Annotated in this window: 14 protein-coding genes; 1 reads left to right on the top strand and 13 read right to left on the bottom strand. The window is 34.2% G+C overall.

What is annotated here, in order from left to right; genetic code table 11:
• Window positions 1-14: 14 nt before the first annotated feature.
• From BLS35_RS09175 to BLS35_RS09135, 8 genes are all read right to left on the bottom strand, one after another.
• On the bottom strand, window positions 15-1,982 hold the full coding sequence (locus BLS35_RS09175) for a hypothetical protein (protein WP_090780096.1): 1,968 nt from the start codon (window positions 1,980-1,982) through the stop codon (window positions 15-17).
• The gene (locus BLS35_RS09170; RefSeq protein ID WP_090780094.1) at window positions 1,982-4,462 is read right to left on the bottom strand and encodes a tape measure protein; all 2,481 of its coding nucleotides are present in this window, start codon (window positions 4,460-4,462) and stop codon (window positions 1,982-1,984) included. The genes BLS35_RS09175 and BLS35_RS09170 overlap by 1 nt, the downstream gene beginning before the upstream one ends.
• A gap of 59 nt (window positions 4,463-4,521) precedes the next feature.
• Window positions 4,522-4,812, bottom strand: coding sequence for a hypothetical protein (locus BLS35_RS09165; RefSeq protein WP_090780092.1), 291 nt, complete (start codon window positions 4,810-4,812; stop codon window positions 4,522-4,524).
• Between the two features lie 20 nt (window positions 4,813-4,832).
• A complete protein-coding gene (locus BLS35_RS09160; RefSeq protein ID WP_090780091.1) occupies window positions 4,833-5,216 on the bottom strand; it encodes a hypothetical protein in 384 nt (127 codons plus the stop codon).
• Window positions 5,217-5,240: 24 nt separating this feature from the next.
• Entirely contained in the window at window positions 5,241-5,660 is a 420-nt protein-coding gene (locus BLS35_RS09155; RefSeq protein WP_090780089.1) for a phage tail tube protein, read from the bottom strand.
• Window positions 5,661-5,814: 154 nt separating this feature from the next.
• Entirely contained in the window at window positions 5,815-9,552 is a 3,738-nt protein-coding gene (locus tag BLS35_RS09150) for a phage tail tube protein (protein ID WP_090780087.1), read from the bottom strand.
• Between the two features lies 1 nt (window position 9,553).
• On the bottom strand, window positions 9,554-9,991 hold the full coding sequence (locus tag BLS35_RS09145; RefSeq protein WP_090780085.1) for a DUF3168 domain-containing protein: 438 nt from the start codon (window positions 9,989-9,991) through the stop codon (window positions 9,554-9,556).
• Between the two features lie 622 nt (window positions 9,992-10,613).
• On the bottom strand, window positions 10,614-11,111 hold the full coding sequence (locus BLS35_RS09135) for an HK97 gp10 family phage protein (RefSeq protein ID WP_132225968.1): 498 nt from the start codon (window positions 11,109-11,111) through the stop codon (window positions 10,614-10,616).
• A 25-nt stretch (window positions 11,112-11,136) separates the two neighbouring features.
• Between BLS35_RS09135 and BLS35_RS09130 the strand changes: the two genes are divergently transcribed.
• On the top strand, window positions 11,137-11,430 hold the full coding sequence (locus BLS35_RS09130; protein ID WP_090780080.1) for a hypothetical protein: 294 nt from the start codon (window positions 11,137-11,139) through the stop codon (window positions 11,428-11,430).
• A 283-nt stretch (window positions 11,431-11,713) separates the two neighbouring features.
• Here BLS35_RS09130 and BLS35_RS27495 read toward each other — a convergent pair whose 3' ends face one another.
• The 5 genes from BLS35_RS27495 to BLS35_RS09110 all read right to left on the bottom strand — a co-directional run bounded on the left by BLS35_RS27495 (window position 11,714) and on the right by BLS35_RS09110 (window position 15,340).
• On the bottom strand, window positions 11,714-11,899 hold the full coding sequence (locus BLS35_RS27495; protein ID WP_132225969.1) for a hypothetical protein: 186 nt from the start codon (window positions 11,897-11,899) through the stop codon (window positions 11,714-11,716).
• A gap of 434 nt (window positions 11,900-12,333) precedes the next feature.
• Window positions 12,334-13,374, bottom strand: coding sequence for a hypothetical protein (locus BLS35_RS09125; protein ID WP_090780078.1), 1,041 nt, complete (start codon window positions 13,372-13,374; stop codon window positions 12,334-12,336).
• The gene (locus tag BLS35_RS09120) at window positions 13,374-14,582 is read right to left on the bottom strand and encodes a phage upper tail fiber protein (protein WP_090780075.1); all 1,209 of its coding nucleotides are present in this window, start codon (window positions 14,580-14,582) and stop codon (window positions 13,374-13,376) included. Before BLS35_RS09120 ends, BLS35_RS09125 begins: the two co-directional genes overlap by 1 nt.
• A 93-nt stretch (window positions 14,583-14,675) precedes the next feature.
• On the bottom strand, window positions 14,676-15,050 hold the full coding sequence (locus tag BLS35_RS09115; protein WP_090780073.1) for a phage head completion protein: 375 nt from the start codon (window positions 15,048-15,050) through the stop codon (window positions 14,676-14,678).
• Entirely contained in the window at window positions 15,050-15,340 is a 291-nt protein-coding gene (locus tag BLS35_RS09110; protein ID WP_090780071.1) for a head-tail connector protein, read from the bottom strand. Before BLS35_RS09110 ends, BLS35_RS09115 begins: the two co-directional genes overlap by 1 nt.
• Window positions 15,341-15,379 lie beyond the last annotated feature (39 nt).

The raw sequence follows: 15,379 nt of genomic DNA, 5'->3' as shown, positions 1-15,379 counted from the left end.
AAAACTGTTAATTATTATCCCCTGCTAGGGCGTGGCGTACCAGTACTATAAGCAGCATTGGCAATGGTATATTTACCATCAACAAATTTTCTCATACGCTCGTACTTATCTGATTCTACATCAGTATCATCTAGTAGTTCAAAAAGATCTACCTTATGTGTATCATACTTTAAGTCTGATGATGCCTTGTAAGGCATGTAAACACCACCTAAAGTTTCAATTTGATAGACTTTACTATAATCAAAATCGCCATTAAATGAACCTGAAAATAATCTAAATGCTGTTCTGTATTGATTTAGAATACTATGAACACCTATTTCCAACAAAGCTTTACTTTCTGTTTTATTACTTCTGAACCACCATAATGGATTAACTCTACCATCTTTAGTATTCATCAAGATTTGATTCACAATCCCTAAATTTCCAAATTCACCTAATTGAGGTGAAAATTGATCGTAAGTTTCTCTAGTATTCCTAGTTGATATAATTGAATAATTATAACCATTCGTCCTTGCACCTTTTCCTGCTACAACTGTTGCTGTCACTTCTCTGATGTAGCAATCACCTGAATAAGTATCACTTACAAATGAGGGTAATACTGCTATTTCAAACTTTGTGGCAAGGTTTGGCATCTTCACATTCAGTGTAGCAGTAGCCCAATTATTAGTACCTACTATTGTATTGTGCTTGATTTTGCAATGATTTGCTGTTGCATCAAATTTAGCAGTATATGAAACTTCATTATCTTCAACAAATGTCTCACAACTCAGATAATATGACACCCTACTATCTGTTGCCCTCACCATTAACCTAACATTGCCTTTATGTTGGATAGATATTGCTAGCTCATCAGGTGATGTAATTGACATTCTACCATTATAGCTAGTTTTCGAAGCACTCAACATGTTTGTTGAATAGCCTATTTGGTTGTCATTAGCTTTGGTGATGATTTGCAAAATATCCTTTTCACCAGATAACTCTTTTTTTGCAATGGATATATTTCCAGACTTTACCCAATACTTAGGGATATTAGATTCATCCCAATACCGAAAGTAATTATTGATTACAGTATTATTTGGGTCGATGGTTGAATTCTCAACGGTTATCTTATTAAACGGGGGTACAAACGTTGAATTATGATCAAAATTTATAAATGTTAAAGATCCATTTCTTTCAATTTCACCCCTGATATTTTCAGTTGAAAATGTATTAACAATAGACTGATCACCAGTAAAATTAATATTATATGTCCTTCTGCTTATTGTTTCATTAAGCTTATAATTTACCCGCTCAATGTAGTATTTACCTGCCTTATAGTAGATATAGCATTGGAATAACTCCAAAATCATCTTTATAATTTCAGAACATTTTTTAGGATTCAATTCATCCTTCAAAAACATAAATGGGCTAACAGTTGTATGATTAAATGCTTCATTCGTAAGCACATTACGATCAATACTAAACTCAAAAAGATCATTTGATGTTACTAGTTGCGTACCGTTTTTAAGTAAGGCTAAGCAGTTTAAAATGGCCTCAGCGAATGTAATATTGGAGAGGAATACTGTACCATCTTCTTTTGCAAAATCAATGAGTTTCAAATCTCCAAGTCCATCAGTTGCACGTAGCGACATTGGATAAGGAGCTGATGCAAATGGCTCAGAATAGTTATCATTTATTATATACCCCTGCCAATGCAGGTCTTCACGTATGAAGACTTGTACCAAAAAATCATTCTTATCAGCATACATAATCTCAGCAAACTGACCATCATACTCACTGAAAAAATTGAGTACACACTCAGATCCACGAATGACCTCAAATTTATTTTCTGAACTACTTGTGTAATTTATCTGAATGGGATTCCCTCCCATCCTTAGATCATAAACAGCACTATTATACCCCCTTTGCAGGATATACACTCTATAATTTAATCCTTTAAGTGATTCAAATTCACACTTATATTTTATTCCATAACCTACCATTAATTTGTTCTATAATTTCTTTTGTCGTGGTTACTAAGTGTACCCACTAATGAATCACCTGAGATTCTAAAGTCTACTGTACCTGAGCCAAAACCACCCATATCACTCAACATGCCTTTTAGGTTGTTTAGAGGTGTCACGACTTCGGGGTTACCCCTTCCTGCTGATGGATACTCTCCGAAAACTGCATTCGTTGGAGAACTCACTATACCACCTTTAGCAAATGGTGTTCTTCCACCGCCACCAGAACCACCTTCTGCTGCTTTGGATAGACTACCTTTTACCGCACCCCCCAAGGCAACCAATGCCACACCCGCAGCAATTGCAACAACTGGATTAAGAGATTGAAGAGCAATCTTTATCCCTTTTACAGCTATACCAGTTGAAATAGCGATTTTACCAACTTGTATAACCATATCTGCCATTATCCCTAACAGGCCAGATACAACACTCTTCATTCCAATATTACCTGATGCCATCTGACCAATCATCTCACCAAAGCCACTAGCCATTGAAGCAATCCCAGAAGTTAATGCACCAGATATACCTGCATTCATCTCATCCATAATCTGCAAAAGCTTGATTTTTTCTGCTGATATAGTAGCTACTGCATCACCGACTCTAGTTGCACCATCAAATTTTGCAGTAGGTAATTTTTGTTTAGGATCTGTTATTGTAACATCCTTTGCTTTTGTAGATGATAATTGTACATTATCTACTTGCAATGCATGTAAACGTTTGATTGCCTCACTAGCAGGATCAATACCATTTTTGATAAGGTTATTAATGGCTTGTTGGTACTCATCAATACGTTTTTTTGCTTTTTCATCAAAGCTTGCTCCGAAAAGCACATCAGTTTGTTTAAGTCCTATTTCAAGATCTTTGTAAACCGCAGCGATTTTATCTTTACTATCTGAATCAGATTTTCCAGTACCTTTTGGATCAGCTTTACCTGTTGAAGGAGATGTATCATTAACCCCTAATAATTCTTTTTTGAAGTCCTTTACGCTCTCTGTAGCTGCCTTAACAGGTATTTGTATTTTGGAAAATAGCTTATCAATTCCTGAACTCATTCCAGATAATGAACTGCTAATCTGATCAGCTCCAATAGCTTTAAAAAAGACAGCTAATACATTGGAAACCTGAATTACAAAGGTCTTTATCAGACTTATGATACCATTCCAAATGCTTGCAGTAATCCCCTTCAATCCTTCCCACATGCCACTCCAATCACCCTTTAATACCGAAGCAAATACTTTAAAAACATTACTAATTACACCCAGAACAGCTGTAATTATATCTTGTAGTGACTTAAAGGCTGTCCCAACAATATTGGTAATATTATCACCAAAGGTTTTCCATAACGATGTTCCAAAGCTTACAATTGAATTAAAAATAGATTTTAAACTATCCCAAAGATCCTGAGCATATCCTTTAACTGTAGACCAGAATTTAGATCCTTCACCACTAGTAAAATATGCACTTACTGTATCCCAATTCTTTACGATTAATATTGCAGCACCTACAAGTGCAGCAACAACTAAACCTACTGGTGAAATCAATGCAGCAAATCCTGCTATTAATGCAGGTATAACTGTAGACATTAATGCACCTAGTGCAACTAAAATTGGTGGAATAACGATTGCTAAACCTGCAAAAATTAAGGTTGCCTTTTGAACTTCAGGACTTAATGATTTAAACCAATTTGTAATTGAAGATATTCCAGATACTATTTTATCTGATAAAGCAGATATATCTAGGTTTTGATTGATTATATCACCCACCTCCGCCAAATTCTGGAATACTCCATCCTTTAAATTTTCAAATGCATTATTTACCCCACCTGCTGCTGTTGGCAATTTAGACAAACCATTTACAATTGCATCGACTACCTGAGCAGATGATACACCCATAGCTTTCAATTCATCACTTCTAGCAGTTCCAAAGGCCTCCTTTAAAAGTGGTGTAACCTGTGGAATTGCATCTTTAATGATATTTAAATCCTCTCCAAGTGGAAAATCTGTGTTGGCCAATTGAGCTAAACCATAGGTTGCTCTTTGGAATTCATCACGGCCACCACCTACGGTTGCAACAGCGTTTCCAAAGGCTTTGATACTCTTTTCAGCTTTTTCAGCAGTGAAACCAATAACCTGTAAATTGATACTACCTTTGGTTACCTCTTGCAATCCGAGTCCAGGTAACTTGGCTAATTCAACAAGTCTACCAAATTGCTTTTCAGTCTCTTTTGCTGAGCCTGTAACTACTGTTAATCCATTCTTTAAAGATTGAATGTCTCCAAAGGCTTTGATTGCAGCACCACCCAATGCAGCCAATGGCAAAGAAACGTAAGTACTTAGATCACCACCAATGTCTTTTAGCTTTTGACCAGTAGATTTTAGTCCTGCTTCAACTGATTTAATGGCATTTTGGAAGCCAGAGATATCTGCTCCAAATACGTAATTCAAATTTTCGTTTGCCAATTTAATTGTATTAAAAAACCCCTTAATCTTGTTTAAGGCTAAGGGGCTTTGATCAGGATTTAATCCTGTTTATCCTTTCGGTATCTTTCGAATGCTGCCATCATTTCTGATTTAGTTGGTGTTGGCTTTTTCTTTTTGATGAGACTATCTGATGGTAATGCAAACAGTTGCTCAGGTGTGATATGTTTATCCTTTGGCATTTGAACATTGATAAGTAAGGATGCAAGCATTCTTGTCCTTAACCATTCACGTTCATCCTTCAACATGTAAGCCTTTGCTATGTAGTGATATTCATTATAGGTTAACATGTAAAAATCTTTCAGACCTAAACCTATCTCACCTATTGCCATACCTTGCAGCTCATCAAACGTTAAACTTTTTTTTTATCTGTTGGCTCTTTGTCCATCTCATCGTTGGATGCTGATAATGCCTGACCACTGATCTGAGTTTCAAGGAATCCTTTAAAGATTTTCTCATATTCAGATTTATCAACTGATCCAAAATCTTGATATAATTTGAAATAGTTAACCTGTGTACTATCACCATTAATTAGGTTATAATTACTGATTCCTGCCCAAAGCAAATCAACCATCAAATCAAAACTCTTCAATGGATCAGTGTCTACTCCTGTAAATAGCTCACCTAGATCATTAAGGGTAATACCTCTTTTTTCAGTCAATAATTTAATGGCATACATGCCAAATTGAACGTTTGTTTTTACACCTCCTAATGGTATTGTTAATAATCCTTTCATATTCTCTCTCCTATGTTTTGATTATTATACTGATGGAGTAAAATCTAACTTACCGCTACCCTTAAGACTGATTTTGTAAGTAACCCCATCCTCCATTGGTGCTTCAATGTCCAATGATTCAATATATGCTGTACCTGAATAGACTAGGTCTCCGCTGACTACATTACGTGGTTTGAATGAAACTTGAATAGGCGATCTATCATCATATATTTGCATAAATTCTTTGATGTTACTGTTCCAAACTCCAAGTCCATCAGTATCGATTGACCAAGATTTTGTGGTAGGAATTACTTCTGTGTAACCATCGTTAGTTTTAGTAGTTGCATCAGCCATATTGGTTGACATTGAGATAGAGCAATTCCTAGAAAATGCGATTGGTGTTGCTGTTGATCCTGATCCGATATAGATCAATAAGTCTGAGCCATTTTGAAAATTATTTGCCATTTATTTTTTTGTATTTTTCTGTTTTTAGGCTCTCATGTCAATGAGAGCATTTACAGATAAATAGCTTGCTAAATGGTGTTTACTGAATGATAAAACTTAATAATATTAGTTTTACTAAGGCATAAAAAAGGGCTAATTAAAGCCCCTTCGTTCGTTAAATGAAATAATACACTCGCATATTTTCATTGTATAGAAAATCAACTGTACTCCCTGCTGTAAGAGTATAAGTCGTACTATAAGCACCACCTTTCCTAAAATTTACTGTTGTTGCCCCACCTGCTCTTTCTATAACCACTGAATTACTTGTATCATTTATAATTTTAAAAATTTGTCCATCAATCACATTTAGATAATTAACTAATATTTTTTTTGCGAATGTTCCTGTAGAGCTTGCGTTGATTATTAAAAAATAATCACTTGATGACAGCGTATAATCCGCACCAAAGCTATTACTTAGGTCTACTAATTTATATTTAGTAGACATCTGCCTACAACTGACACTTGCAAGATTAGTTTTACCAGATACAATTACATCCTTAACAACATTCAAATTACCGTTATCAATACCAACATCACCATTTTTCACCCATACCCCAGTATTTATATCGGCATTGGCTACATCTACAATAACACCATAGTTAGTATTTTTCCAAAATGTAGGTGAAGGTGAATTATTTTGAATAGAGTTTTCAATCTTGTATGCTGTGTAATTTTCACCTGCCAAAGCAGAATTTAAATTAAATGCAACCTCTCGAACCTGTCCAGATATTGAACCATTTTCACGAAACAAATGATAATCAGCATTCAATGATACTACACTTTCGTTAGCTGTCCACGTGTTAGCATTACCTAACCATAAGTTAGATGAGCCAATATTAAGTGGCCCAATAGTTCCAGTGGTTGCAGCAATATTTGTAGCAACCAAATTAGTAACATCAATTCTATCTGCACTAATAAGACCAGATGTAATTACCGAAGCATCTAATGATAATGTATTTACATAAGTTGAATTGATTATTGAACTCTTGATATAATCTGCACTAAGTAGATTAGTCTTAATCACACCATTTTCGATTACTGTGCTACCTAATTTACTAACCTCAACGATATCACTGTACGCTAACGATTTAAGATTTGAAACTAAAGCATTATGTAAATTCTGTGCAGCTATACCATACTGAGCTGCTGCATTACTTTTATTGGTAGAATCATCGTAGGCTGCTTGCAGGTTATTTGCTGCTTGTGTTAATCTGGCTTGCTCTTCTGCTGTTACCTTTCCATCTGCGTATGCGGCTGCTGTAACTTCTACTAATACTTTTTGAGCGGCTGTATAACTGTTTGCTGATGCAATTGCAGCATCTTTTGCTGCATTGGCTTTTGTTTCGGCCTCAGAATTTGCAGCTTGTAATGTTGCTGTATTGGCTACATTGATCTGACCTGTAGTGTTTGCTATGATTTCATTTGCTTTATCCAATATTGAAACATCAACATAATCAGTTATTTCAGTTTTTGCTTCTAATAATTTTTGATCAGAATAAGCTTTTGCAGCAATTAATTTTGCTTGTGCATCAGCTATGGCTCTGGCCTCTTCATCATCTATAACACCATCTGTATACGCCTTTATAACTGTTTCGCTTAATTCCCTTTGTGCTTCTGTATATGCTTTTGCAGCATCCAATGATGTTTGTACGGCATTGATTCTGTTTTGTTCTTCTGTACTTATTTTTCCATCTGCGTAGGCATTGGATAATGTTTTAGTTAATAAGTCCTGTGCATCTGAATATTGCTTTGCTGCTGCAAGGTTATCCTGAGAATTTTGAATTAATACAGCTTCAACATCATCTACAATTCCATCAGCGTAAGCTTTTGTAACTGTTTCACTCAATACCCTCTGTGTATCTGTATAGCCTTTGGCAGCATCCAATGATGCCTGTATTGCATTGATTCTTGCTTGTTCTTCAATTGAAACCTTACCATCTGCATATGCATCACTTAGTGTTTTTGTATAAAGATCCTGAGCATCGCTATATGCCTTCGCTGCTGCCAGATTATTATTAGCATTATTAATTAGTGCTGTTTCTGTAGCATCGACAATGCCATCTGCATAAGACTTTGTTACTATCTCACTTAATGCTCTTTGAGTATCAGTATACTGCTTTGCAGCTAAGATATTAGCGTTGGAAGCATCAATAATTTGTTGTTCAAAATCTGTTATCAATCCATCAGCGTAAGCATTTGCCAGTACCTTTGCATTTAATGATACAACGTCTGAATAGTCCTTTGCAGCTTGGAGATTAGATTCCAATAAATCCAGATTAATCTGCTCTATATCATCAATTTTTCCATCAACTAAAGCCTCAATTAATGATTGATTAAATAAATCCTGAGCATCAGTATATGACTTTGCTGCTGCCTGAGCATCAAGTTTTGCCTGATTAATTATTGCAAAAAAATCTGCTGGTGCATGCACAAAGTCCATTGGCTTATTTCCCAATGTTACCATCATGTCTTTTACCTCAACGGAGTTGGATGTACCTGATCCAAAACTTGCAGGAAACTTGTAAGGAAAACGATTTACAACTTTAAGCCTACCAAACAATGTTGGAATATCACCAGTGTTTAATATACATGTATAGCGTGTCCACGCATTTGTTATGAAGAATTCTTTTCCTGTTTGTCCATCAAATTCAAGATTTAACCTGTTAATCCCTTCAATAGATTTAGCGTAAAATGATAAAGCTAATTGGCTATTAATTGGATAGTTACCACTCTGTATTAGTTGATTAACAGATTGAGATATAGTGAAAACCTGATCACCATTTAAGTGGTAATTTCTACCTCCAATATTGATCTTATCAATTGAATCATCTGTATAATGTTTCGATGCTTCACTTACCTTTTTAAGTAGTAAAACTTTTTGGTCATAGTAAGCTCTGAAATAATTACGTAGTTCGAAGCCTTCAATGTTACTAGTTGTAAGCATCGATAACAACAATGGTTCTAAGTATAATTCTAAGCTATTGAATGATACATCATAATCAATTGTTTCCAATCCATACGTAACTGCTTGCTGTACCAATACAGGCTTCTCATCCATAATGATCTGCCATTCCTTTAGAACATTAACCTTTTCGTTTGGAGTTAATTTATTATCATTTGCAATGTTGGATAATAATGTATTTGCATTATCTATGTCCACCTGAGTGACTGCAAGCATTGTATCAGTCTGACCTTTGGTGTAATATCCACTTAGATCAACTGTACCAGTTACGTTTTTAAAAGATGAGGTGTATTCAATTCCATCTTGGAATTTTAGTTTCAATGTGGTTATATCACCTACAGTAAAGAAGTTTATTTCTTTTACAATTTTATCATGCGCAGCATGCCATTTAACCTTATCTGCATCACTTATATTATATGCTGCTGATCCACGAAATACAGGATCTGTTTCTGTTTTAATATAACCTGATTGCTCAGGTGTACCTTCATCTGTAAAACTTAGATTACCAATACCTTTAAATGATCCTGAATATGATACTAGTTCACCATTATCTGCATTTTGATCTATACTTTCAATATGAACCTCACCAAAAAATGCATGTGTGAAATTATCTTGGATTACACCAAACCTTATAAAGAATGGCTCACTATTTTGAAATTTGTTAACAAAAAAAGATGTATTGAAATCATCGCCATATGATACTAATCCCTCAAATTCAATACTCCAATCCTTTAATCCAACCATATATTCAGACCACGAATCAGATGATTTTGTGGTCACATCAGTTAGACTATTATTTATTTTAATTGCACAATTCTTTGAATATGCCACTGGTTCATTATCTATATTATACAATAAGAACTCAGATCCTGTTAAGATGTTCCTCTGCATATTATAGTTGTTGAATATTGTTATTGAAGGTGATGAGCTTGCGGATTACGTAACCACTATTTGATTCACTCTCTATATATCTGGTACTTTCTAGCTTACTGGTGTATATATTCCAATTCTCAACAGAATAAAAAACATCCCTAGTAAGAATCTTTTGAAAAATCAGATTACTGATATCATCAACCAACTTTTTACCCCCTGATGTGGTGAATCTTGTAACTATATCTAGTACAATAGATGCTTTAAACGCATATCCAGTGGTATTTAAAAGGGGGGTTAAAGTTATGTTGGAGAGTACAACAAAGGGAGCTACCGCAGCATCATCTACCCTATCATACACTGGTATTGTTTTACCAGAAATAACAGATAATTGATTGTATAACTTATCGTAATAAGCCTTGCGGTAAGTGTTGGAAGGGTCTAAAGCATGTTCATTCATTAACCATAAATAGGCTAATGAGGTGCATTTTATTACTTAAACAACTTAATATTATTTAGTTACCATATCGATAATTGAAAAATTGTTCCTAAACTTATAAAAAATTAAACGCTATGATTCAAAACCCATCCTGCCCAAATTGTCAAAGTGAAAACACTTGGGCTGACACACATAAAAAGATGCTGATCAGAATTAAAATTTGCGCTGTGCTAACTATACCATTTACCCTATTGGCTTATTTTGACTTTAGAACAATATGGGTTTTCCTTGCTTTTTGGTGCTTGTTTATGGTAATAATTGAAGGTGGAAAATATAAATACTCAAAGGTGGATAAACACAGATGCAAAGACTGCAAACACAAATGGAATATTGAATTATGATTCCCACTAAAATAAAAAAACTCCTAGCTATAAAACTAGGAGCGTTAATAACTACATTAACATCACATAAACTTCTTTAACAATTTTTACAATAGCTAAAACTAATCTACCAAGAGCGGTTAACTTCGTTACTTTTTTGGAATTTATATTCATCCTCACTATTTCTCTAACCTGCTATCCAATATAGCATTAGAATAAATATGAAATTATTTTACCATAATAAAAAATTTATTTATTCCTCTTTAAGGTCTTTTCAAACTATCCTTCAATTTCTGTTTAAAGTTTTCCAATTCGCTATTTAATGCAGGATGGAAATATGGCATCGGTTTAATATTTACCTCTCTTAAATCATCGCCTTTAAACTGCCAAGCAAAATCCTCAAATCCTGATGGTACATCTACGTTTACGCCAGTTCCGAACTCGATGTATGGGGCGTAGAATTTATTGAATCCTACTTCTGCACCCATACGATCAGCTCTATATAGGATATAACCTGATTGTGCAATACCACCCACTGAATCTTTAAATCCTGTTGCCCCTAAATTTTCTTTTGCTTTTCTTTCAATGTTGATAGCTGTTTCTGCAATTGCATCCTTTACTGCTTTTTCATTGTGTTTTGCTAATTTGGATAGATTGTCTAATGACTTATCTAATCCATTTATTTTGATGTTGAAATCGTTTCTGGTTCTCATATCTATAAATAGTATGAAGAGGTAATAATGCAGCAAAAAAAATTTCATATATTGAAATTTTAACTAGATCAATATGAGCGAATATATACACCCAAACGTCCAAAAGCTTATTGAGAAATTAAAAACAATACCTTTGATAAAGGTCAAACCATTAGAAAAAAAATCTGGAAGTAGAGGGATAAGGCCATTTTTTACCGAACTTATTTATCCAATTAGAGTAGAATATGATGAAGCTTGGATAACTATATTAATTAGTGGTCATTTTGGTGATTTCGTTGGGGTTGAAACTTATGCACAACCAACACTAAAAATGATGAATGAAGTAATGAACGAGATTACTGAATTTTACCATAAATTAGATACTTAAGACAGGCATAAATAAGAAGCTACTCTTTCAAGATAGCTTTTAATCTGACATAAAGTAAGGTGTCAGTAAAAATTTTAGTCTTATAAACATCCAAGCTGCATTGAGCGAATTAAAAAAAACAAAAGGATAAAAAAACAAAAGGATAAAAGGATAAAAAAGTAAAAAGATAAAAAAGTAAAAAAACATTTTCCACACAAAAATTGCAGAACAGCAAGAACAAAAAAAGCCACAAATTAATGTGGCTTTTTTAAAAAATCTTGGTTTAAACCAAAATAAACATCATTTACATAATAAATGGTGTCGGTAAGAGTTGTAAATGAATCAACATCTTAACAACGAAATACAGCGTACCAGAGGTTGTTGTTAACAATTCCAACATTTCCACTTGTAAGTATTTACAATTGTAATTACTACTTTCGTAGTAGAAAGAGAAACCAGAACTCTTCTTTTGCATTAAAATTTTCAGCATAAGCTTTAATGTAAATGTTTTTAGCCAAATGGGTTGATATTGAAGGTATCAGCCCTTTTGCATTTACGAAAACAAATATACTTTCATAAGCCCTGATAAGAGAACAATAGTTGTTAACAAGCGGGCATTTTTATCAACAGTAAAAGAAGAAATTGACACACCAACCACCATTAAACGGGGGTATCTATTAGCTTTAATGACATAAAACACTTTGGAAATAGTGTTAGAAATTTCAAGAAACTGAATATAACTAAATTAAAGTTAATGAATGCTACCGCTACGTAGCGGCCATCATCTTCAACTTTAGCCACTCCTTTCCAACAAACACCAATTTCCTAGAATATTGTACCCTATTATTCACCTCAACATCTACAGATTCCCCATTTGCAGGATTCGTTACCATTACAATAGTTCCAAAACTGGCTACAACACTGTTAAAGTGTTAAACCTTTACCCTGTACGTAATGATATTTAGCACCTGCTGATGTAAATAGCCTTACACATTCATAATTTAATACACCAAAATCGTGTACGGTTACAAAGCTTACACCATCGGTTGTAGTCTGTAGAACTATATTAGTTGGTGTTTTTCGGAGTACGGCAAACATTCCTTCTGACATATTTACAGCCAGTTCAGTTACACCATCTATAACCTCCCAATACAACCCACCATTATAAAAAAAGCACCCTACAGACTGCCCTACCACATCATCCAAAGTACCTAAAAATAATTCACCACTATAATCTGTATTAGTATACCTCATTGCTATGAAGCCTTCACCGACTACCTTTGCATCTAGGGTTATTCTAGTTTCAGTAATAGCTGTGTAAACATTATTTGGTGATTCTGTATATTCTGATGGTAGGGTTAGATAATTAGCATCTGGCAGTAACGGGCTTATTATTCCATTACCTTGTAGGTAGTATAATCCTTTGTTCATATTTTGATACCAAGTCGCTATTTGGTTATGGTTTGGTCTTGAACCAAAATTGTATAAACTGGTAAATATTACACCATCTGTAGTGCTAATCAAATCAATGTTATTTGCAACTTTTCTATATCCATAATATGTACCTATTGATGCTGTAGTGATGTATGTAGCACTTATATCATTTGCGAATATGATGATGCTTCCATTATTTTCAATCCAAAAATCAACTCTGCTATGGTCAACTTTTCGTAGATAAAAATCTGTTACTTCGTCTCCGTGGTATTCGTAAACAAAAATACCATCACCTGCCATTTCATAAGGCAATAAACCGAATCCTTCATTGCTGGTTTGGGTGTATACGTGTGGCGCATTTTCTGCCCATTTATCAGATGGTAAGGCTATAAACGTCATACCAGGCAATAAACCATCTTCAATAGGCGTACTCTCCTTTTGCCAAACTAATGAACTACCCAACATTATTTTTTGAACTTCGGTAGATCCTATATATCCTTTGGCTATTGATGTTGAACTGATTTTAATCATTATATTATTATATAAAATGTACCTGTATCAGGTGTTAGACCATCATATTGTGCTTGCGTACAGCTAACAATATTGGTTATTTTAGTACCATACGTATCTGAACTATTACTAATAACATCTGCAACATTTGCTTTAAGATTTAAAGCTGTTTGAGTTGCTGTACTTACAGGTTTATTTGCATCACTTGTATTATCTACATTGGCCAGACCTACATCACCCTTTACAAGCGTAATATTTGCACTTAATGCTTTACCTGCTACTGTTCTAGTACTTGGCACTGCTGCATTCCAAGTTGTTTTTTCAGAATCAGTTGCAAATCTTGCGGTTGCTGTTTGTGTTATTGTTGTTGCTGCTTGTGCCCCTGTATGGTTAGCCCTGTCTAATAGATAAGTATTTGTTTGGTTAACTGTAGCGCCACTAGCAATTGAAGCTAATTTACTTTTTTCAACTGTTGAATAATCTTCTGTTGATAATCCTTTACCTGCAACCTTATCAACTTTTATGGCCAAATCAGGCTTGTTGGATAGTGAATTATAGTTACCATCAAACATAGTAGTACCAGTACCTATATACTTACCATCACTTTGTGCCTTTGTGTAATAATTTGTTAAATCTGCATTACCACCAGATAAGCTATCTATCTGATTTTGTAGATCTTGATCTACCGCCTGTAAACCACTTAAGTCTTGATTAACAACTGTTGACAATCTGGTAATCTCTGTATCAGCTAATAATGATTTACCTGCTACCTTATCAACTTTCAAACTCAGATCTGGTTTATTAGTTAATGAATTATAGTTGAAATCCTGAGCAAAACTCTTTAAAAACCCCTGCGAATTAACCCACGTTTCAGTTGCCAACCCACTGATTGATGGTATTATTGGCTTATTGGTCAATGAATTATAATCACCAGAAAACAATGTAGTACCTGTTATAGATAAGAACCTTGAATCTGATTGTTGTTTGTTATAGTAACTACTCAAATCACCGCCTGTATTACCAGATAAGTTACCAATTTGATCTTGCAGATCTACAATATCATTGATGATATCTGTTTGTGCATTTACCCTGTTATCAATCTCAGATTGTAATGCTGTAAGATCTGCTTTGCTGTTAACTACAGTCTTTACCTCATTCGCATCCTGAGCATTCCACAAATTTGGATCATAATCTTCAATTTGTGTCTTTATATTATATTGTATATTCATTTATTTATATATATTAGCAATGATAAAGCGTTAAAAATGGGGTTGATTTACCATTTTTTCGACCCTTAACATTAAGTTGTTAAGGGTTATTTTTCACCCATAATTTTCATAAGGGTTTTCATTTTCAAAAACCTCTATATTGTTATCTGATTCACTCGCAATCAGCTTGTATTCTTTGTTTAATTCATCCACGTTTACGATTGAATGAATCGTTAAATTCCTACCCTTTAGTTTGATTTGATGGCTTTTCAGGATTGAAATATCAAATCTATATCTAAGATAGATCTCGTAAAACCCTTCCAATATTAATTGTCCCTCTTGTAGGGTTTTGGTTTCATCTTTTGTAACTATATGAGCATAATCAGGAAAATCTAACATGTAAGTTGCAAAACTCCCCCCCTGCCCATTGGGAACCTTGTTTTCTTTCCAGAATTCAATCAGTTGGCTATATTTCTTTGCATTCTTCATTAGTATACAATGACCTTTCTATATTGATTCAGAATTGAAAGAGTACCATTAGACAATATTAAACCACCATTTTTACTATCTAAATAGTTTTCCCTGTGCATATAATTTGAGGCAATATCTTTTAATAAAGCAAGATCAATCAAGGCATTATCTATCATTCCTTCTGTTGTGCTAATTAATTTATATGCCTGTATTTCGGCTGCATCTATCAATAGTTGAATTAATGTATCTTCTGTGGTATTGCTAGGATGAATATTCAGGTATTGTTTTGTAAGTTCTAAGGTTAACATGTATATTTCTTTAAATAAAAAAGGTGATGGATATTTCCA

It is taken from the genome of Pedobacter sp. ok626 (genome assembly GCF_900100435.1).
In the GTDB taxonomy this organism is placed as follows: domain Bacteria; phylum Bacteroidota; class Bacteroidia; order Sphingobacteriales; family Sphingobacteriaceae; genus Pedobacter.
The sequence above is the reverse complement of the archived record's forward strand: the minus strand, read 5'-3'. Positions and strand labels throughout refer to the sequence as shown.